Consider the following 19,461-nt stretch of genomic DNA (forward strand, 5'->3'; position numbering starts at 1 on the left):
CAGGCACAAAAAAAGCCGCTCGAAGGCGACTTGATTTGCGTACTGACTAATGGTGCCGAAGGCCGGACTCGAACCGGCACGTATCTCTACGGTTGATTTTGAATCAACTGCGTCTACCGATTTCGCCACTTCGGCACTGAAGTAGTATGCGGAAAACGTGGGCATTATACCTTCCCACTTGCCTCGCGCAACACTTATCAAGCATTCAACGAGTTGAATGTTGAAAAAAACGTCATCCGTCGATTTTCTCAGCTTCCCTTGCTCATTTATTGCCCTAAATTTACCTCATCAGCCACTACGGTCGCCCCTCACCCCAACCCTCCCACAGGAGAGGGAGCCGTCCGAGCTAGTCTATTAATGCCGTACCAATCTGCAATCACACTAAAAGGGAGCTGATCCGGTACTGATAGTAACTACGAGTTACCACTGCGTTATTAAACGAATAGCCCCAACGCCGATCTGCGCTTTTTTGTTACACCTCACACTTTTCATCACAACCTTCTGTGATTCATTCCATCGCAAAAAATAAAATCAACACATTGAATATAAACAGATTTAAACCAATAAACCCACCCCATACCCGCCCACCCTTCTGTGACAACCCTCGTTTATTTGTTAAATCAAATGATTGAATATTAATAACATAACAAAAAATAACAGCCACCCAGCGGCACCATCGCTACCGACCAGGAGACGAGGATGATCCCATCGGAACGCCGCGATTTTATCTATCGCTATGTACATGAGTATCAGTTGGTCACCATCGTGGCCCTGGCCGAGTTGATGAGCGTTTCACATATGACCGTCAGGCGCGACATCCATCAACTGGAAGAAGAAGGCAAGGTGATCAGCGTCAGCGGCGGAGTGCGCCTGAGCGACGCGCTACGCCAGGAGCTGGCCTACAAAGAGAAGGCCCAACTGCATCACCGGCAAAAACGGGCCATCGGCAAATATGCCGCCGGCCTGGTCGAAGATGGCCAGGTGGTCTATCTGGACGCGGGCACCACCAGCTTCGAGATCGCCCGCCAACTGGCCGAACGCTTCAACCTGACCGTGGTCACCAACGATTTTTCCATTATCCAGCACCTGATGAACCGCCCGCAACTCAACCTGTTTCACACCGGCGGACGAGTCGATCAACGCAACTATTCCTGCGTCGGCAGCTGCGCCGCCATGCTGTTGCGCACCCTGAATATCGACGTGGCCTTTATCAGCACCAGTTCCTGGGATTTAGAACATGGCTTGTCTACCCCGCACGAGGAGAAAGTGCTGGTGAAACAGGCGCTGCTGGACGTAGCCCGGCGCAAGGTACTGGTCTCCGACAGCAGTAAATACGGCAAGTACGGCATGTTTCGCGTCTGCTCGCTGGCGGCGCTCGACGACATCATCTGCGATGCTGCCCTGCCGCCAGAAACGCAGCAACAACTCCAAGAGCGTGGCGTGCGGCTGCACAGCATCAACCTCTGATAACACCCCCTACAAAGGAATATAACCATGAAGGTCATCATTACTGGCGGAGCAGGTTTTTTGGGTCAACGCTTGGCAGCCGCGCTACTGCGAGACAATACGCTGCCGTTTGACGAACTGGTTCTGGCAGATATCCAGCAGCCAAACGCCCCGCTAGCGGATCCACGAGTTCGCTGCCTGGCACTCGATCTCACTCAACCCGATGCCGCCCATCGGCTGATCGACAACGATTGCAGCGTGCTGTATCACCTGGCCGCCATCGTCAGTAGCCATGCGGAAAGCGACTTCGATCTTGGGATGCAGGTGAACTTTGACGCCACTCGCCGACTGTTGGAAGCCGCCCGCCGCAATGCCCCGGCAATGAAGTTTATCTTCACCAGCTCGCTGGCAGTGTTTGGCGGCCAGCTTCCGGCCACCGTCAGCGATGAGTGCGCCGTACAGCCACAATCCTCCTATGGTGCGCAAAAGGCCCTGTGTGAGCTGTTGATCAACGATTACGCCCGCAAAGGGTTTGTCGATGCACGAGTGTTACGTCTGCCCACCATCAGCGTGCGCCCCGGCAAGCCGAACAAGGCAGCATCCTCCTTTGCCAGCGGCATCATTCGTGAACCGTTGCACGGGGAGCCATCCGTCTGCCCGGTTGCCCCGGAGTTGGCACTGTGGTTGTCCAGCCCTGGCACCGTGGTACGCAACTTTATCCATGCCGCCACGCTGCCCGCCGCGCAGTTCGGCACCTCACGCATCGTCAACCTGCCCGGCATTAGCGTCACGGTGGAACAGATGCTAGCCGCACTGGAGGAGGTAGCCGGTGAGCAGGCTCGTGCCAAGGTGAGCTTTGTACCGGATGAAGCCATCAATCGCATTGTCGCCAGTTGGCCGGGCAACTTCGAGGTACAACGTGCATTGGCGTTGGGGTTCTATGCCGACGAGAACTTCCAGCAGGTCATCCGTGCCTTTATGCGCGATGAGATGCCGCAGGCAGGGAGCTGATTATGGCACTTTATACCCCTATCATCGGCCTGGCGGTGGCCGTGTTCGTACTGGTGTTTCTGGTGTTACGCACCCGGGTTCATGCGCTGATCGCCATGCTGGCGGCGGCCTCTATCGCCGGGATCAGCGGCGGACTGAGTGCCATGCAGACGGTGGATACCATCTCCAAAGGGTTTGGCAGCACGCTCGGCAGCATCGGGATTGTCATTGGTCTGGGGGTGATGATGGGCCGCGTGCTGGAGGTTTCCGGCGCGGCGGAGCAGATCGCCTTCAGCTTTATCAAGTGGCTGGGTAAAAAGCGCGAGGAATGGGCGTTGGCGATCACCGGCTATATCGTCAGCATCCCGATTTTCGTCGATTCAGCCTTCGTCATCCTTTATCCGTTGGTCAAGGCGCTCGCCAAGAAAGGCCAGCGCAACCTGCTGACGCTCGGAGTCGCTTTGGCTGGGGGTCTAATCATTACTCACCACGCGGTACCACCGACCCCTGGCCCACTAGGGGTGGCGGGGATCTTCGGCGTGGATATCGGCGCCATGATGCTGGCCGGGCTGGTGTTAGCCATTCCCTGCGTGATCGGCATTGTGATCTATGCGCGCTGGCTCGGTACCTATTACCCTGATTTTACACCCGAAAACCAGGATGAGGAGCCGGAAGAGCTACGGGCCGCCCACCAGCGCTATCTGGCCGAGAAAGAGGCCAAGGTGCTGCCGAGCTTAACGCTATCGCTGTTGCCAATCATCGCACCCATCGTGCTGATCTTCATCAACGCGGTGAACACTATGCTGGCCAAGTCTGAAGGCATGGCCTGGCTGGGGGACAGCCTGTGGGGGCAAGCCTTTGCCTTCCTCGGCGCACCGGTGATTGCGTTGGCCATCAGCGTGCTGCTGGCGGTTTACACCCTGATGCCGAAGGTCGACAAGCACGAGACGCTGGAACGGCTGGAGGAAGGGTTGCAGACCGCCGGGATTATCCTGCTGGTAACCGGTGCCGGTGGCGCGCTGGGGGCGGTGTTACGTGAGAGTGGCACCGGCACCTTGCTGGCGCAGCACGTCGCCAATCTGCCGCTGTCCCCGGTATTGATCCCGTTTTTTATTGCCACATTGGTGCGCTTGATACAGGGTTCAGGCACCGTTGCCATGATCACCGCAGCGTCCATCTCAGCCCCCATCGTCAGCCAGTTGCCCGGCGTCAATATGCTCGCTGCCGCGCAGGCCGCCACCATGGGCGCGCTGTTCTTCAGCTACTTTAACGACAGCATGTTCTGGGTAGTCAACAGGATGATGGGGATCAAGGACGTGAAGCAGCAGATGATGGTCTGGTCAGTGCCCACGACTATAGCCTGGGCGATCAGCCTGGTCGGTATTTTGCTGCTGGACTGGATTTTGTAGCCCCTCACCCCAACCCTCTCCCACAGGGAGAGGGAGCCGTCCGAGCCACTTGTCAGCCTTTACGCCCCAGTTAGCTCCCAACCCCGATTAAGCTAGCAAAATCTTTCCTAATTGATTGATAACTAAAATAGTTTGACCTGGCTAGCATTATTCAGCATTGGTCAGACCTTTAGGGGAAGCGGATTGACCTCGATCAAAAATAACATACCGGCTGGTCGGTATGATCGCCGCATGAATACCCACGTGCATCGCAAAAAGGACCCGGAACGGCTGCAAGAACAGCTGCTGGAAGCCGCCAGTATCATCGCAGCCAAAGATGGGATTGCCGCGCTGTCGCTCAACGCCGTCGCCAAACAGGCTGGGGTCAGCAAGGGCGGGCTGCTGCACCACTTTCCCGGCAGGCAGGAGCTGATCCACGCGCTGTTTATTCGCCTGCTGGCCGTGATGGATCGCGGCATTATGGCGCTGATGGCCGAGGACGATAACCCACGCGGGCGCTTCTCCCGGGCCTATCTGATGTACCTGGCTGGCATCAGTGAAACCGACACCAGCCGTCAATTGGCCCTGCTGTCGCTGGCTATGCCGAATGAAATGGTGTTGCGTAAATGCTGGCGGGAGTGGGTGCTGCAACATCTGGCCAACGCCGATGAACTGGATCGCAGCTACGTAGGTAACTTGGTACGCTATGGTGCAGACGGCCTATGGCTTTCTGAACTCACGGAAGGAGTCACTATGACGTCGGAAGAGCGGCTTGCATTGGTGACGAGACTGGCGGCAATGACCTTCGAGGAGTTTTAACCTCCGCAGTTCGCGGGCAGCCAATCACCCAGGGGCGATAATGAAATATAAAATTAATGCCTTTCTTAGTTATGACGCCACCGAAGGCTCGCTGAAGCTGGACGATGGCGGCAAGTCAGATAGCCAACTCACCATCACTGCCAACGCCCTGCTGTTCTTCATGATCCAGCATCCTGGCGTCATCAGCCGCGATACCGTGATGCAACGAGTCTGGGACGACAACGGGCTGATGTCCTCCAACAGCAACCTGAACCAGTACCTGAGTATCCTGCGCAAAGCCTTCCGCCGTTACGGCATTGAGAACGTGATCGTCACCGTGGCCCGTGGCCGCTTGGAAATCAACCCAGAGCTGACGATCGAGGTAATCGATGACTCCTTGCTGCATCCAGTGATACATGCCAGCGAACACAAATCCCCTGCCGAGAGAGCTCCAGAGCCAGTGCCGGTAGCGGCGCCCTTCACCAGCAACGATCGCTACTGGGGCTATGCCGGTGCAATGATATCCCTGTTGGCCATCGCGCTGATCGGCTGGTCGTGGAGCAACAACGGCAGTCTGGCCCCTCTCACCTTCACCTCCGTCGCGCAGGAGCCCATTGAGGTGTTATCCACCGACACCATGATAAATCCAAGAATGCGCGAGAATTACCTGAAAAACTTTATTGCTGTCAAAGAAAAAAAGAACATCAAGTATGATAAAGATGAGCGCTTTCTGTTCTTTTATGGTGATAAGCTGCAATCCAACGGTTTAGGCCGGACGTTTCTCGCACACTGCGCCCAACATCAAGATAATACATTCAGCTACTGCGATAACTATTTTTATTATTCATGGAAATAAATTATGAAAACAATGGGCTGGGGGAGAAGGCTGTTTGCCGTCTCTATCATATTGCTACTGGTCTCACTATTTATCACCATCAAGCATAATGTCATCTGGCGCGATGATGTTTTAAACTGCTCAACCAAAGCCATTATGCATTTTGAAGACACCGTCACCGAATCCGTAAACGTTAATATTCACTTTAACTTTAATGCCAAAGGCAAAGGTTCTATCGTGGTGGAGGGATATTCAGACTCGGAGGCAGGTTGGCTTTATTTGCAACGCTACGTACAGTTTGATTATTCCAGCAAGCGCGTTTCCCCTGGCGCCCGCTATTACCAGATCAACCGCTGGGTCTCCAGCAAATCCTCTATCGATCAGTCTCCCGACGTGATCTTTGATTACTTTATGCGGGAAATGTCAGACAGCCACGACGGCCTGCAACTGGCGATGGAGAAAATCAATGCCGACACCGTGTTACTCAGTTCGATCAACTCCCCACTGTTTATCTGTGCGTTGAAACCCGGTAGTCAGTTAGAGTAACATCCGCTCCCTCAGCAAACCTGTTCCCCCTTGTCATTAGCCTCTGGCCTCCCTTTCATTGGCCCTTATAATCCCAGAAAAGCGCCCCTGATAGTCATAGTGCCTGTCGGTTATTCGGCGATCGCTATTTCCCCTCACCCCAACCCTCTCCCCAAAAAGGAGAGGGAGCTGGCATGGTGCTGTAGGTAACAACGGCGGTCAACATGTGGCACGTTCAGTTCCCCAAAAAAACCTGCGCTACTCCACAGTCTGCAAGCCGCCCCGCTACCTAAAAAACCCATTTGATCACCATAGATTTAACATTGTTTTCCGCCCCCAAGTGAATGCCAAAATCGGGCAATTCCCGCCAGGGAGCAGAACTATTACCGGGCTGATTATCAGAGCAAACAGATAAAATAAGGATAAATACAGGCTTATTTAAAGAACAAAAAACTAAATACATAGCGACATGTGAATTTATATTTTGATTAAACCGCCAGGGGGTATAGTGCCCTTAGCCGTCGGAAACCTTGATCCCCTCATGGCCGAACGGCACAGCAGATGACAACTCATAAACCGGCTTTGTGGAGGAAACTACAATGGGTGATGCATTAGGCTTAATCGAAACCAAAGGGTTGGTGGCCTGTATTGAAGCAGCGGATGCCATGTGCAAGGCGGCCAACGTCGAACTGATCGGCTATGAAAACGTCGGTTCCGGCCTGGTCACCGCCATGGTGAAAGGTGACGTCGGTGCGGTAAAAGCCGCCGTCGATTCCGGCGTGGAATCCGCACAACGCGTGGGTGAAGTAGTGACTTCACTGGTTATCGCCCGCCCACACAACGACATCAACAAAATCGTGATTAAGCACAAAGCGTAAACAGCGCTTCTGAGGAGAACGGATCATGGGTGACGCATTAGGATTGATTGAAACCAAAGGGCTGGTGGCCTGTATTGAAGCCGCCGATGCGATGTGCAAAGCGGCCAACGTGGAGCTGATCGGCTATGAGAACGTCGGTTCCGGCCTGGTTACCGCGATGGTGAAAGGCGACGTGGGCGCGGTCAAGGCGGCGGTGGATTCCGGTATCGAATCGGCCAAACGCGTGGGTGAAGTGGTTACCTCACTGGTCATTGCCCGCCCGCATAACGATATCCAGAAAATCATCTCGCAGTACAAAATCACCGAATAACAAGGAATTCACTGATGAAAGATGCACTCGGATTGATCGAAACCAAAGGGTTGGTGCCTGCTATCGAAGCCGCCGATGCTATGTGTAAGGCCGCCAATATTGAACTGATTGGCTATGAAAACGTCGGCTCCGGCCTGGTCACCGTGATGGTGAAAGGCGACGTGGGCGCCGTTAACGCGGCGGTGGAATCCGGTATTGAAGCCGCCAGCCGAATTGGCGAAGTGATTTCATCCCGGGTTATTGCACGCCCACATAATGATATTGAGAAAATCGCCTCACAGCATAAGGCGTAATTCAGCCTGATGACCGGCGGTGGCAGATAAATACTCTAGCCGATTGCAGCAAGTAAAAAATTAAACTCCTATTCAGGGGAATAGACTAATGACCACATTGGATCCAGATTTACAATCCATTCAGCAGGCTCGCACGCTGATTAAAAATGCCAAACAGGCGCAATTGCTGTTTGCCAAATATTCACAGGAAAAGATCGACGGCATTATTAAACATATTGCCAGCGAAGCGGCCAGACATGCCGAAGAATTGGCAAAGATGGCCCATGAAGAAACCGGCTTCGGCAATTGGCAAGACAAGGTGTTAAAAAATATTTTCGCCTCTGAAAAAGTTTTTGAGCATATTAAGGATTTAAAAACCGTCGGTATTATTCGTGACGACCAGCAGAATAAAGTGATGGACGTAGGCGTCCCGTTAGGGGTTATTACCGCCCTGGTGCCGTCCACCAACCCAACCTCAACCATTTTCTATAAAACGCTGATCGCGCTGAAGGCCGGGAACGCCATTATTTTCTCCCCGCATCCTAATGCGCGCCAGTGCAGCCAGCGAGCGATTGAGATCGTCAAGCAGGCCGCACTCCAGGCCGGTGCCCCTGCGGGTATCGTTGACGGCCTGACCCAATTGACGCTGGAAGCCACCAAAGCCCTGATGCACAGCAAAGACGTCGCGCTGATCCTGGCTACCGGCGGCGAAGGCATGGTCCGTGCAGCCTACAGCTCCGGCACGCCAACCATCAGCGGTGGCCCAGGCAACGGCCCGGCGTTTATCGAACGCAGCGCCAATATCCAGCAGGCGGTGAAGGACATCATCACCAGCAAGACCTTCGATAATGGGGTGATCTGCGCCTCTGAGCAGTCGATCATCGTGGAAAAGTGCATCTATCAGGACGTACACCGCGAGTTGCTGGCCCAAGGCTGCTACTTCATGAACGACGATGAGTCTGCCCGCCTGGCCAATATCCTGTTACGCCCGAACGGCATGATTAATCCTGAAGTGGTGGGCAAGACCGCCATCTACCTCAGCGAGCGTGCCGGATTCTGCGTACCGGCGACCACCAGGGTGCTGATTTCGTTACAAAACAGCGTCTCGCGCAAAAACCCTTACGCCCGTGAAAAACTCTGCCCGGTGCTGGGTCTGTACATCGAAGAAGACTGGATGAGCGCCTGTGACCGTGTGGTGGAACTACTCACCAACGAAGGTCTGGGGCATACGCTGGTCATCCACACCCAGAACCAGCAGGTGATCCGCGAGTTTGCGCTGCAAAAACCGGTGCACCGCATCCTGATCAATACGCCCGCCGCGCTTGGAGGCATTGGCGCAACCACGAATCTTATACCTGCGTTAACGCTCGGTTGCGGTGCCGTTGGTGGCGGCTCCAGCTCGGACAACGTCGGCCCGATGAACCTGCTGAACGTACGTAAAGTCGGCTATGGCGTTCGTAGCATCGAGGATCTGCGCCAACCACAACCCGCAGCTCAAACGTGCAGTTCGCCCACCAGCCATAGCACCAGCATCTTCGACGATAACCGCTTTGCAGCGCCAACGGCGGCGGTAGCCTCGCAGGCCGCACCGGCACCGCTGTATGCCCAGGGCGACGATCGTTTCGGGCCGGTCACCCGCGCAGTGGTTAACGCCGCGGCCAATGACATCACCGAAGAGAACGTCGAACGGATCATTACGGAAGTGCTTGGACGCCTGTCCCGGTAACACATCAACCAAGGGTGAAAACATGATCCTCGCAAAGGTAACCGGCCATGTGGTGGCCACACAGAAAAGTGACGAACTACGCGGCAGTAACCTGCTGCTGGTCACGGCGCTGGGTGACGACCTGGAAGCCATCAAAGATCGCACCTACGTTGCCGTCGACAGCGTCGGTGCCGGTGAAAACGATCTGGTGTTGGTGGAAGAGTATTTCGCACTGAGTAAAGACCGCTACAAGGCCATGTCGATCGTTGCCATTGTCGAGAAGGTTCACCGGGAGCGTTAAGAGTAAGAGGAAGTAGGCATGAATGAGTTTCTGATTAAGCCAAAAATCCATTTCGGTGAGGATGCGCTGCTCGCGCTGAGCAGCTTGCCTGGACGCTCGGCGTTTTTGGTCACCGATCAGGCGATGGTGAAGTTTGGCTTGGCCGAGCGGGTGACCAGCCTGCTCCAACAGCAGCAGATCCGCTGTCGTCAGTATGACGAGGTGGCCTCCGACCCGGATATTTCCGCCATCGTCAGCGGCATGAAGCTGATGGATGACGACTACCCGGACCTGGTGATTGCCTTGGGCGGCGGCTCGGTGATTGATGCCGCCAAGGCGGTGATGTATGCGCTGTGGCATTGCCGTAAAGACAGCGGCCGTAGCAAGCCCTGTTTTGTCGCCATCCCCACCACCAGCGGCACCGGTTCCGAAGTCACCAGCTTCTCGGTGATCAAGTCCCGCAGCCAAAAGCTGGTGTTGGTAGACGAGTTCATGCTGCCCGACATCGCCATCCTCGATCCTCAGTTAGTGAAGTCGGTACCGGCCAGCATTACCGCCGATACCGGGATGGATGTGCTGTGCCACGCCCTGGAGGCCTATGTCTCCCGCAAGGCCAGCGACTTCAGTGATGCGATGGCCGAAAAAGTAGTGCAGATGGTGTTCGGCCACCTGCTGACCTGCTACCAACAGGGCAGCAATCTGCCTGCGCGGGAAAAAATGCATAACGCATCGTGCATGGCCGGGATGGCGTTCACCAACGCATCGTTGGGCATCACCCACAGCCTGGCGCACGCCCTAGGCGGCATGTTTGGTATCCCACATGGCCGAGCCAATGCGCTGCTGATGACCTCGGTGGTCGCCTTCAATGCCGACGTTGACGGCAACTGCGACACCCCGGCCGCGCACAAATATGCCGCCCTGGCGCGCCTGTTGGGGCTGCCAAGCACCTCGGTGCGTGATGGCGTCAATAGCCTGCTGGTGGCGATCGAAACGCTGAAACAGGAAATGCAGCTACCGGCCAATCTGCAAGCCGCAGGGGTGGAGGAACACCGCTTCCAGGTTTGCCTTGGCGAACTGGCCACGCAGGCGTTGCACGACAGCTGCACGCCAACCAACCCGCGCGACGTTAACGCGGCAGATTTGGAGAAACTGTTCCGCCTTGCCTACAGCGGCGGCCCGGTACAGCTTCAATAACGCACTCATTACAGTCAACGGATTTTGCCAATTTGTGCGAAAGCCGCAGGACATCAGGAGAGATTTGAACATGGCCCATTATTCACTGACGCCACGCGTAAAACTGCTGGCAGAAAGACTCTTATCCCAAAACAGCACCATCAGCACCGAACGTGCCGCCATTCTGGAAACGCTGGGTGGCGATGTGGCCGGCATGCCGCAGTTGGTCAAGAATGCCAAGCTGTTCAATGAGCTGGTCAAGCAACTGCCCGGCTACATCGGCCCCGATGAGCTGATCATCGGCAGCCAATCCTCCACCCCGCGCGCCGCCGTGTTCCACAGCGAAAACGAACTGCGCAGTCCTTCGGCCTTCACCGCATTTGGCCAGACCTCACCGGACTATCTGGCGGTGATCACCAAAGGGCTGTTCGCCATCGAAGCCGAAATGGAAGACCGCGCCAGAAGCATCGGCAGCGCCGTCAGCCGTTCCGGGTTGGACGAGGTCAACCAATGCCGCGCCATGATCTACGCCTGCAATGCGGCGATGCATCTGGCGCAGAAGCTGGCCAGCAAAGCCGAAAACATGGCAGCGGTAGAAAACCATCCGTACCGCAAGGCGGAGCTGCAAGAAGCGGCCGCCATGCTGAAAAAAGTCCCGGCTTACGGGGCCAGCAGCTTTAAAGAGGCTTGCCAGTCATTCTACTTCTTCCAACTGGCCCTGCATCTGGAAAACGGCAGCTACGCGGTTTACCCAGGCGGCTTCGACAAGCTGCTGTACAGCTTCTATCAGCAAGACATTACCCGTGGCGTGCTGACGCCAGAACAGGCTTATGAAATCGTCGAGTGCCTGTGGCTGAAGCTATGTGAGCTTTCCGAAGTGCGTGCGCCGCGTGAGCTGGATGGCTACCCGATGTTTGACGCCATGCTGCACGGCGTGCGCCTCGACGATCCTGCATTGGTGATCAACGATCTGTCCGCCATGTTGCTGGCAGCCCTTAGCAACCTGATGACGCTCAACGGCAACCTGCAGGTAAAACTGTTTGCTGGCCAGGCAGGCGCTCGCCCGCAGTACAGTGCGCCATCGGCCCCATTCGTGGCCGCCTCAGCGCAAGACGTGGCAACTCACAAACTGATGGAAGGGCTAACGCCGCGCCTGCAACGCCTGCGTGACAACTACCTCGATGCTCGCCCTAGCGTTTCTATCTATCGCGCCATCACCTTTACCGAGATGGCAAAAAACAACCCAGGTCTGCCAACCATTCTGCTGCGCGCCAAGTCTTTCCGCGCCGCCTGTGAAACCGCGCCGATCCTGATCCAGCAAGATGAGCTGATCGTCGGCCATCCGTGCGGCAAACCGCGTGCCGGGGCGTTCTCACCGGATATCGCCTGGCGCTGGGTACGTGACGAGCTGGATACCATGGGCACCCGCCCGCAGGATCCGTTCGTTATCTCCGAGGCCGACAAGAAGACGATCCGTGAAGAGATCGTGCCATTCTGGGAAGGCCGTTCGCTCGATGAGATCTGTGAAGCGCAGTACCGCGAAGCGGGCGTTTGGGCCTTCAGCGGCGAAACCTTTGTCAGCGACCTCTCCTACCACCAGATTAACGGCGGCGGCGACACCTGCCCAGGCTATGACATCCTGCTGTTCACCAAAGGGATGAACGGCATCAAGGCCGATGCCCAACAGCACCTCGCGGCGCTGAGCATGGAAAACCCGGCGGATATCGACAAGATCTACTTCTACAAAGCGGCGATTGAAACCTGTGACGGCGTGGTGGCCTACGCCAAGCGCATCGCCGACAAAGCCCGTGAACTGGCCGCCGTTGAGCAGGATCCAGCGCGCCGAGCCGAGCTGCTGACCATCGCAGAAACCAACGAGAACGTCCCTGCCAACCCACCGAAGACCCTGCAAGAAGCACTGCAAAGCATCTGGACGGTAGAGTCGCTGTTTGAAGTGGAAGAGAACCAGACCGGGCTGTCGCTGGGCCGTCTGGATCAGTATTGCTACCCGATGTACCAGGCCGATATCGCCTCTGGCCGTCTGACGCAGGAACAGGCGTTGGAACTGTTGCAGGCCTTCATCATCAAGTGTGCCGAACTGATGTGGATGTCCAGCGAACTGGGTGCCAAGTACTTCGCCGGTTACCAGCCGTTTATCAACCTGACCATCGGCGGGCAGAAGCGCAGCGGTGGCGATGCCTGTAACGATTTGACCTACCTGATCATGGACGCCGTGCGCTTCGTCAAAGTGTACCAGCCGTCGCTGGCCTGCCGTATCCATAACCAGTCACCGCAGAAGTACATGGAAAAGATCGTCGACGTGGTGAAAGCAGGCATGGGCTTCCCGGCCTGCCACTTCGATGATTCCCACATCAAGATGATGCTGCGCAAGGGCTTCGACTTTGAAGACGCGCGTGACTACTGCCTGATGGGCTGCGTAGAACCGCAAAAATCCGGCCGTATCTATCAGTGGACCTCCACCGGTTATACCCAATGGCCAATCGCCATTGAGTTTGTGCTCAACCGTGGCCGCATGGTGCTGTTTGACAGCTATCAAGGGCTGGATACCGGTGAACTGAACACCCTGAAAACCTACGAAGAGTTCGACAACGCGGTGAAGGCGCAGATCGCGCACATCGTCAAACTGTCGGCTATCGGCACCGTGATCAGCCAGCGAGTCCACCGCGACGTGGCGCCAAAACCGCTGATGTCGCTGCTGGTGGAAGGCTGTATGGAACAGGGTAAAGACGTGGCCGCCGGTGGCGCGGTGATCAACCACGGCCCAGGGCTGATCTTCTCCGGTCTGGCGACCTATGTCGACTCCATGGCCGCGATCCGCAAGCTGGTGTATCAGGATGGTAAATACACCCTGGAGCAGATCCGTGACGCGCTGCTGGCCAACTTTGAAGGCTTTGAACAGCTGCGCCGCGACTGTCTGAACGCGCCGAAGTACGGCAACGATGATGACACGGTCGATCAGTACGCACTGGACATCACCGAATGGACCGAGCGCGAGTGCCGCAAGTACAAGATGCTCTACTCCACGCTGAGCCACGGCACCCTGTCAATTTCCAACAACACGCCGATCGGTGAACTGACCGCCGCAACGCCAAACGGCCGCCTGGCCTGGATGCCGCTCTCCGACGGGATCAGCCCGACGCAGGGTGCGGACAAACAGGGCCCAACCGCCATCATCAAGTCCGTCAGCAAGATGAACGTGGAAACCATGAACATCGGCATGGTGCACAACTTCAAGTTCCTCAAAGGGCTGCTCGATACCCCGGAAGGCAAGAACGGGCTGATCACCCTGCTGCGTACCGCGTCTATTCTGGGCAACGGCCAGATGCAGTTCAGCTACGTGGATAACGAAGTGCTGAAGCAGGCGCAGGTGGAGCCAGAGAAATATCGCGACCTGATCGTCCGCGTGGCCGGTTACAGCGCCTACTTCGTGGAACTGTGTAAAGAGGTTCAGGACGAGATTATTAGCCGTACGGTTATTGAGAAGTTCTGACTTTAGCCTTGGATAAGACAGGGATGTCTTATCCCATCAGCCTTCGAAGAAAGGGGAAAATAGTATGGATAACACGCTGGAGAAAAAGGGTCGGATATTCAATATCCAGAAATACTCGATCTATGACGGAGACGGTATTCGCACCCTGATTTTTTTCAAAGGTTGTAACATCCTCTGCGCCTGGTGCGCCAACCCCGAGGGGCTCACCAGCAATTTCCAGGTGATGTATTCACATGATAAGTGCGTTGACTGTGGGCAATGCGTCAGCGTCTGCCCGGTGGGGATCCACTCCCAGATCCACAATGCACAAGGCGATCTCAAGCACCACCTCGATCGCAACATAGACTGCATCGGTTGCCGCAAATGCGAAGAGGTCTGCATCTCCGGCGCGCTGGACATCATGGGCAAGGACGTCACGGTGCAGGAGTTGATGGATATCATCCTGCAGGACGTCGATTTCTATCATGCCTCCGGCGGTGGCGTCACCCTGGGCGGCGGCGAACTGAGTCTGCAAACCGACTTTGCGGCCGCGCTGCTGACCGAATGCAAAAAACAGATGATCAACACCGCCATCGAAACCAATGGCACCACCTCGCTGGCCAATTATGAAAAGCTGGCCACCTGCACTGATATGTTCCTGTTCGATATCAAGCATATCGATAGCGCACGGCATAAAGAGTTATTTGGCATCGGCAACGAGGGCGTAAAAAGGAACCTGGAACGCCTGGTGGAGTTGGGCAGCCATATCGTGGTGCGCATGCCTTTGGTACGCGGCTATAACGATTCTTACGATGCCATCACCGGTGCCATTGACTATGTCATGGCCTTGGCACGCAAAGGCAATATCAGCCGCATCGACGTTTTACCTTATCACCAGTTGGGTAAAAACAAATACCAGCGGCTCGACATGATCTATCCGGTCAAAGACGACCCAAGTTACAGCAATGAAGAACTGGACCAACTGGCGGCTTTTTTCCAGCGCTTTGACTTTGATATTCGCCTGGTAAGGCACTAAGGAGATGGAGATGAACTTAAGCCTGGGAGTGATTGAAACCTATGGCCTGACCGCCGCGATCCACGCGGCCGATGCGGCGTGTAAATCCGCTGCGGTAACGGTACTGGGATACAAGAAGATTGGTTCCGGCCTGGTTAGCGTGTTCTTTGCCGGTGAAATCAGCGCGGTGAAAACCGCCATCGATAGCGGTGTGGCCGTGATCAAGCAACCGGCGTTTATCAAAGGCCAGTTGGTGATTGCCCGCCCGGAAAAACAGGTTGTCGCGCTGCTGACCGGGCTGAAAGGCAAGGAGCTTACGCCACCAGCGGCCAAGGTACAGCAAGAAACACCTGCGCCAGTAGCAGAAGTGGCCGTCCCGCAGGCAGAGGCCGCAGCGCCGGTAGTCGAAGCCCCTGCTACCGACAACAAACCCGCCCGCACCGGCGGCAAGAAAGAGTCTAAATAACCGTACAGCTTCTGAGATCGGGTAGGAATAACAGTATGTTTAATGAGTCGTTACTGGAAAGGATCCGCCATAACCTGGCAGAGAACTATTCTTCTCCCACCGGCATCGCCATCCCGGTTGGAGTCTCTAACCGGCATGTCCATCTGTCACAGCAGGATATTGAAACGCTGTTTGGTGCCGGTTATCGGCTGACGCCATGCAAAGAGCTACGCCAGCCGGGGCAGTTCGCCGCTAAAGAGTGCGTGATGATCGTCGGCCCGAAAGGCTCGCTCTCCAAGGTGCGAGTGCTTGGGCCAGCGCGTGAGTGCACTCAACTGGAAATCTCCAAGGCGGACTGTTTCACCCTGGGGCTGAAGGCACCGGTACGCGAATCCGGCAATCTGATCGCCTCCGGTGATGCCATGCTGGCTGGCCCGGCAGGCTACGTTTCGCTGCATTCACAGGTGATTTGTGCCCAACGCCATATCCATATGAGTCCGCAAGATGCCGCCAGATTGGGCGTGCAGAACGGCCAGAAGGTGCGGGTGAAGGCGGCAGGCGTGCGCGGGTTGATCTTTGACGAGGTCATCGTGCGGATCAAAGCCAGTTTTGCACTGGAACTGCACATTGATACCGATGAAGCCAACGCCGCCGGGCTGGCTTCCGGTGACAACGTGGTTATCGTTCCCTAAGGTGGCAAATATGATGCAGCGTGAAGTCATCGACAAGTTGGTCAATGAAGTGCTCTCACGGATGCGGCCACGGGCGTTGGTGCTGTTAACCGCAGCGGATGGTTACCATGAGATTATCCGCGCGCGCTTGCAGCACTGCCAAACGTTCTCGCCAGTGATCCTGTTTAGCGATAATGCCCGGCAGTTTCACGCAGAAACAGATTGGTGCCAACTTGGGCCAATCACTTCGCTGGTGGAAATCAGCCAAACCGGCGCGCTGGATAATATTGAGCGAGTGTTGATTCCTTTTCTCGATTTCGCTACGGCGGCAGAAGTGGCCAACGGTTTATTACAGTCTGACGCTGCCCGGTTTATTCATCTGGCCCGCATGAGCGGTAGGCCAATAATGGCGCTGGATTATAACTGCAACCCGACCAGCGAATTAAATCAGCTGAAAGGCCTGAGCCGCGCAGGGGAAAACGCCCCCCAGGCAGATTATCTGCCGAAGCTGGCGGCACAAGGCATTGAGCTCTGTACGTTGGATCGGATGTTATCGGCCCAGCCCGCAGCCACGGCACATGAAGTGGTCCCAGCGGCACAGGCCTACGTAACGCTTAGCGAACTCAAGCGGCTCAATGGTCGTTCACCTCCGGGGGCCAAGCTGACCGATTTGGCATTGGAATATAGCCGAGGGAAAAAATAACACAGAACCGGGTGAGGACTTTTCCCCCGAAGAGAGGCCCCTCACCCTAACCTTCTCCCACAGGGAGAGGGGACCGATCGAGTGGATCTGAAAACTCGGTGACGCACCTTGGATGAGTGGGCGATCGAGTTTGCTGAGATGACCTCTTTATTTCCACAAGAGCGGAGTCTCACAGTTCCCTTTCTCTGTGAGAGAGGGGACTGGAGCGGTGTGATATTCAGGTATCAAAGTTAATCTGAAACAAGGGTGATTAAAAAGGCCAGCACCGTAGCCAAGTTTTAGCACACTCGGCTCCCTCTCCCTATGGGAGAGGGTTGGGGTGAGGGGGGAATGATAGCGAGTTCTAGTTATTTCAAATATAAATTGTCATCTATCAGGAGCGAAACACTATGTCTACCAAGGCAAAAGCATGGGTATGGATGTTATTGGTCATCTTCTCCGAGACCTCGGCCACCTCTACCTTAAAAATGTTTGATAACAGTGAAGGCACTACCAAGACGTTATTACTCGGCTTGATCGTAGTGTTGTACTGCGTTTGTTATTACTCCTTATCCAACGCGGTGAAATACATCCCCGTCGGCTTGGCTTACGCTACCTGGTCAGGCACCGGGATTTTACTGGTCTCAAGCCTGGGCATGGTGTTTTACGGCCAACACCCTGATATGCCAGCCATTATCGGCATGATCGTGATTGCCAGCGGCATCGTGATCATGAACCTCTTCTCCAAAATGGGCTCCTCCGAAGAATAAGGGTATCAACTATGTTTAATATTGGCTTCTTGTGGCTGGCATTGTCGATCGGTTCGGAAATCACCGGGACCTCGATGATCAAAAAAACCAACAACTTTAAAAAGCTCGGGCCTTCGGTGCTGGTCATTAGCGCTTACTGCCTGTGCTATTTCGCCCTGACCAAGGCGATGGGGTTTATCCCGGTGGGCGTCGCCTACTCACTGTGGTGCGGCTTTGGCATCGTCGGCGTGACCTTCGTTTCCATGCTGCTTTACAAGCAGAAACCGGATCTCCCTGCCGTATTCGCCATGGCGCTGATCATCGGCGGTGGCGTCATTATGAATATCTTCTCGCAGATGTAAGCTCTCAAAGCTCTATCTTAAAAAGCGCAGCGGCAACGTTGCGCTTTTTTGTTGGCTGGAGAAATCTCCCTTCAAGCTCGCACTAATCTGCCTCCCCTCACCCCAACCCTCTCCCCAAAAAGGAGAGGGAGCTGGTTCTGAGTGCATAGTTAGCCCGTGCAGCTTCGGAATGTTGGGAGTAAGAACACGAAAGGCAAGGTATTACGCAAAGCAATCAACGACCTCAATCGTCCCTCTACCTATGGGAGAGGGAGCCAGTCCGGAGCTGTGTTCAGGTGCAGAGGTTGCTCTCTAACAGGAGTAATTCTGAGGACGAATGCCGTAGCCAAGTTATAGCACGGTCAGTCCCCTCTCCTTTTGGGAGAGGGTTAGGGTGAGGGGAACAGCCAGCTATTTCCGCTTCAGCAGCAAAACAAGGCTGATCAACAGGAACAGCAAGCTTGGCAACAGGGCACCCAGAATTGGCGGCATACTGTACACCATGCTCAGCGGGCCGAAGATCTGATCCAGCACGTAGAACAGGAAGCCGAAGCTGATACCGATCACCACCCGCACACCCATCGGCACGCTACGCAGCGGGCCAAAGATAAACGACAGTGCCATCAGCATCATTACCGCCACCGACAGCGGCGAGAAGATCTTGCTCCACATATTCAGTTGGTAACGGCTGGCCTCCTGGCCACTCTGCTTAAGGTACTTCACATAGTTGTGCAGGCCACTGATGGAGAGAGAATCCGGATCCAACGCCACCACGCCCAGTTTGTCTGGCGTCAGGTTGGTTTTCCATACCCCGGTCAGCGTCTGGGTGCTGGTGACCTGATTCGGATTGGTCAGATCTGAAGTATCCACCTGCGAAAGCTGCCACGCACCGTCTTCAAAGTCTGCGGTACCGGCATAGCGAACCGTCTCTAACCGGCGCTGATCGTTGAAGTGGTAAATGTTGACGCCAGCCAGCTCTTTTTCGCCAGCCACCCGTTCGATGTAGATAAAGTCGTTGCCGTCCTTCGCCCACAGGCCGCTCTTGGTAGAAAGCAGTGAGCCACCGTACATTTGCTGAGCACGGTAGTTACGCGCCATCTGTTCGCCCTGCGGTGCCACCCATTCACCGATTGCCATCGTCAGCAAGACCAGTGGAATAGCGGTTTTCATCACCGAACCGGCAATCTGCAACCGGGTGAAGCCAGAGGCCTGCATGACCACCAGTTCACTACGTGTAGCCAGGGTGCCCAGGCCGAGCAGCGCCCCCAGCAGTGCCGCCATCGGGAAGAAGATCTCAATATCCTTTGGCACGCTGAGCAAGGTATACACCCCTGCGCCCAGCGCCGAGTATTCACCCTGCCCGACTTTACGCAACTGATCGACGAACTTGATGATGCCGGAAAGCGAAACCAGCATGAACAGCGTCATCATGATGGTGTTGAAAATCGTTCTACCGATATAACGGTCC

At 55.5% G+C, this 19,461-nt stretch carries 20 protein-coding genes and 1 tRNA gene; 19 read left to right on the forward strand and 2 right to left on the reverse strand.

Features of this window, described 5'->3' with window-relative positions:
• Positions 1-50: 50 nt before the first annotated feature.
• Positions 51-135, reverse strand: a tRNA-Leu gene (locus tag ACLQ7H_RS15340).
• Between the two features lie 564 nt (positions 136-699).
• Between ACLQ7H_RS15340 and ACLQ7H_RS15345 the strand changes: the two genes are divergently transcribed.
• The 19 genes from ACLQ7H_RS15345 (at position 700) to ACLQ7H_RS15435 (ending at position 18,014) form a co-directional block, all read left to right on the forward strand.
• Positions 700-1,467, forward strand: coding sequence for a DeoR/GlpR family DNA-binding transcription regulator (locus tag ACLQ7H_RS15345; RefSeq protein WP_021807830.1), 768 nt, complete (start codon positions 700-702; stop codon positions 1,465-1,467).
• Between the two features lie 27 nt (positions 1,468-1,494).
• Entirely contained in the window at positions 1,495-2,457 is a 963-nt protein-coding gene (gene denD, locus ACLQ7H_RS15350) for a D-erythronate dehydrogenase (RefSeq protein ID WP_411753435.1), read from the forward strand.
• Positions 2,457-3,845, forward strand: coding sequence for a GntP family permease (locus ACLQ7H_RS15355; protein ID WP_411753447.1), 1,389 nt, complete (start codon positions 2,457-2,459; stop codon positions 3,843-3,845). Before denD ends, ACLQ7H_RS15355 begins: the two co-directional genes overlap by 1 nt.
• A 231-nt stretch (positions 3,846-4,076) precedes the next feature.
• Positions 4,077-4,643 carry a TetR/AcrR family transcriptional regulator gene (locus tag ACLQ7H_RS15360; RefSeq protein WP_411753436.1) on the forward strand — a complete coding sequence of 189 codons (567 nt, stop codon included), beginning with the start codon at positions 4,077-4,079 and terminating at the stop codon, positions 4,641-4,643.
• A gap of 40 nt (positions 4,644-4,683) precedes the next feature.
• The gene (locus ACLQ7H_RS15365) at positions 4,684-5,478 is read left to right on the forward strand and encodes a winged helix-turn-helix domain-containing protein (RefSeq protein WP_411753437.1); all 795 of its coding nucleotides are present in this window, start codon (positions 4,684-4,686) and stop codon (positions 5,476-5,478) included.
• Between the two features lie 3 nt (positions 5,479-5,481).
• Positions 5,482-6,003 (forward strand): FidL-like protein, encoded by a 522-nt coding sequence (locus ACLQ7H_RS15370; RefSeq protein ID WP_411753438.1) that lies wholly within the window; start codon positions 5,482-5,484, stop codon positions 6,001-6,003.
• Positions 6,004-6,581: 578 nt separating this feature from the next.
• Positions 6,582-6,860 carry a BMC domain-containing protein gene (locus ACLQ7H_RS15375; protein WP_004249182.1) on the forward strand — a complete coding sequence of 93 codons (279 nt, stop codon included), beginning with the start codon at positions 6,582-6,584 and terminating at the stop codon, positions 6,858-6,860.
• A gap of 25 nt (positions 6,861-6,885) precedes the next feature.
• Complete coding sequence (locus ACLQ7H_RS15380; RefSeq protein WP_021807825.1) at positions 6,886-7,170, forward strand: BMC domain-containing protein; 285 nt, start codon at positions 6,886-6,888, stop codon at positions 7,168-7,170.
• A 14-nt stretch (positions 7,171-7,184) separates the two neighbouring features.
• Positions 7,185-7,463 (forward strand): BMC domain-containing protein, encoded by a 279-nt coding sequence (locus ACLQ7H_RS15385; protein ID WP_021179127.1) that lies wholly within the window; start codon positions 7,185-7,187, stop codon positions 7,461-7,463.
• An 88-nt stretch (positions 7,464-7,551) separates the two neighbouring features.
• On the forward strand, positions 7,552-9,168 hold the full coding sequence (locus tag ACLQ7H_RS15390) for an acetaldehyde dehydrogenase (acetylating) (RefSeq protein ID WP_411753439.1): 1,617 nt from the start codon (positions 7,552-7,554) through the stop codon (positions 9,166-9,168).
• A 22-nt stretch (positions 9,169-9,190) separates the two neighbouring features.
• Positions 9,191-9,448: a EutN/CcmL family microcompartment protein gene (locus ACLQ7H_RS15395; protein WP_021179125.1), complete on the forward strand. Its 258-nt coding sequence runs from the start codon at positions 9,191-9,193 to the stop codon at positions 9,446-9,448.
• An 18-nt stretch (positions 9,449-9,466) separates the two neighbouring features.
• Positions 9,467-10,621: a 1-propanol dehydrogenase PduQ gene (locus tag ACLQ7H_RS15400; protein WP_074028377.1), complete on the forward strand. Its 1,155-nt coding sequence runs from the start codon at positions 9,467-9,469 to the stop codon at positions 10,619-10,621.
• 70 nt (positions 10,622-10,691) lie between these two features.
• On the forward strand, positions 10,692-14,111 hold the full coding sequence (cutC, locus tag ACLQ7H_RS15405) for a choline trimethylamine-lyase (protein WP_411753440.1): 3,420 nt from the start codon (positions 10,692-10,694) through the stop codon (positions 14,109-14,111).
• A gap of 64 nt (positions 14,112-14,175) precedes the next feature.
• The gene (cutD, locus tag ACLQ7H_RS15410) at positions 14,176-15,126 is read left to right on the forward strand and encodes a choline TMA-lyase-activating enzyme (RefSeq protein WP_411753441.1); all 951 of its coding nucleotides are present in this window, start codon (positions 14,176-14,178) and stop codon (positions 15,124-15,126) included.
• A 10-nt stretch (positions 15,127-15,136) separates the two neighbouring features.
• Positions 15,137-15,571 carry a BMC domain-containing protein gene (locus ACLQ7H_RS15415; protein WP_411753442.1) on the forward strand — a complete coding sequence of 145 codons (435 nt, stop codon included), beginning with the start codon at positions 15,137-15,139 and terminating at the stop codon, positions 15,569-15,571.
• A 35-nt stretch (positions 15,572-15,606) separates the two neighbouring features.
• Positions 15,607-16,242, forward strand: coding sequence for a phosphate propanoyltransferase (locus ACLQ7H_RS15420; RefSeq protein WP_411753443.1), 636 nt, complete (start codon positions 15,607-15,609; stop codon positions 16,240-16,242).
• Positions 16,243-16,252: 10 nt separating this feature from the next.
• Positions 16,253-16,924: a hypothetical protein gene (locus ACLQ7H_RS15425; RefSeq protein ID WP_411753444.1), complete on the forward strand. Its 672-nt coding sequence runs from the start codon at positions 16,253-16,255 to the stop codon at positions 16,922-16,924.
• A 389-nt stretch (positions 16,925-17,313) separates the two neighbouring features.
• The gene (locus ACLQ7H_RS15430; protein WP_024529409.1) at positions 17,314-17,673 is read left to right on the forward strand and encodes a DMT family transporter; all 360 of its coding nucleotides are present in this window, start codon (positions 17,314-17,316) and stop codon (positions 17,671-17,673) included.
• Between the two features lie 11 nt (positions 17,674-17,684).
• Positions 17,685-18,014, forward strand: coding sequence for a DMT family transporter (locus tag ACLQ7H_RS15435; protein ID WP_411753445.1), 330 nt, complete (start codon positions 17,685-17,687; stop codon positions 18,012-18,014).
• Positions 18,015-18,404: 390 nt separating this feature from the next.
• Here the strand turns inward: ACLQ7H_RS15435 and lptG are convergent.
• On the reverse strand, positions 18,405-19,461 hold a 1,057-nt coding region (gene lptG / locus ACLQ7H_RS15440; protein WP_411753446.1), incomplete at its 5' end, for an LPS export ABC transporter permease LptG.

The organism is Serratia sp. (in: enterobacteria), from assembly GCF_046715635.1.
Taxonomy (GTDB): Bacteria; Pseudomonadota; Gammaproteobacteria; order Enterobacterales; family Enterobacteriaceae; genus Chania.

Bases quoted from the DNA above. Each gene is read 5' to 3' on its own strand.
- cutC (WP_411753440.1), top strand. From the start codon at position 10,692: ATGGCCCATTATTCACTGACGCCACGCGTAAAACTGCTGGCAGAAAGA.
- ACLQ7H_RS15395 (WP_021179125.1), top strand. From the start codon at position 9,191: ATGATCCTCGCAAAGGTAACCGGCCATGTGGTGGCCACACAGAAAAGT.
- ACLQ7H_RS15390 (WP_411753439.1), top strand. From the start codon at position 7,552: ATGACCACATTGGATCCAGATTTACAATCCATTCAGCAGGCTCGCACG.
- ACLQ7H_RS15420 (WP_411753443.1), top strand. From the start codon at position 15,607: ATGTTTAATGAGTCGTTACTGGAAAGGATCCGCCATAACCTGGCAGAG.
- denD (WP_411753435.1), top strand. From the start codon at position 1,495: ATGAAGGTCATCATTACTGGCGGAGCAGGTTTTTTGGGTCAACGCTTG.
- ACLQ7H_RS15370 (WP_411753438.1), top strand. From the start codon at position 5,482: ATGAAAACAATGGGCTGGGGGAGAAGGCTGTTTGCCGTCTCTATCATA.
- ACLQ7H_RS15400 (WP_074028377.1), top strand. From the start codon at position 9,467: ATGAATGAGTTTCTGATTAAGCCAAAAATCCATTTCGGTGAGGATGCG.
- ACLQ7H_RS15345 (WP_021807830.1), top strand. From the start codon at position 700: ATGATCCCATCGGAACGCCGCGATTTTATCTATCGCTATGTACATGAG.
- ACLQ7H_RS15365 (WP_411753437.1), top strand. From the start codon at position 4,684: ATGAAATATAAAATTAATGCCTTTCTTAGTTATGACGCCACCGAAGGC.
- ACLQ7H_RS15430 (WP_024529409.1), top strand. From the start codon at position 17,314: ATGTCTACCAAGGCAAAAGCATGGGTATGGATGTTATTGGTCATCTTC.
- ACLQ7H_RS15385 (WP_021179127.1), top strand. From the start codon at position 7,185: ATGAAAGATGCACTCGGATTGATCGAAACCAAAGGGTTGGTGCCTGCT.
- ACLQ7H_RS15380 (WP_021807825.1), top strand. From the start codon at position 6,886: ATGGGTGACGCATTAGGATTGATTGAAACCAAAGGGCTGGTGGCCTGT.
- ACLQ7H_RS15435 (WP_411753445.1), top strand. From the start codon at position 17,685: ATGTTTAATATTGGCTTCTTGTGGCTGGCATTGTCGATCGGTTCGGAA.
- cutD (WP_411753441.1), top strand. From the start codon at position 14,176: ATGGATAACACGCTGGAGAAAAAGGGTCGGATATTCAATATCCAGAAA.
- ACLQ7H_RS15415 (WP_411753442.1), top strand. From the start codon at position 15,137: ATGAACTTAAGCCTGGGAGTGATTGAAACCTATGGCCTGACCGCCGCG.
- ACLQ7H_RS15360 (WP_411753436.1), top strand. From the start codon at position 4,077: ATGAATACCCACGTGCATCGCAAAAAGGACCCGGAACGGCTGCAAGAA.
- ACLQ7H_RS15375 (WP_004249182.1), top strand. From the start codon at position 6,582: ATGGGTGATGCATTAGGCTTAATCGAAACCAAAGGGTTGGTGGCCTGT.
- ACLQ7H_RS15425 (WP_411753444.1), top strand. From the start codon at position 16,253: ATGATGCAGCGTGAAGTCATCGACAAGTTGGTCAATGAAGTGCTCTCA.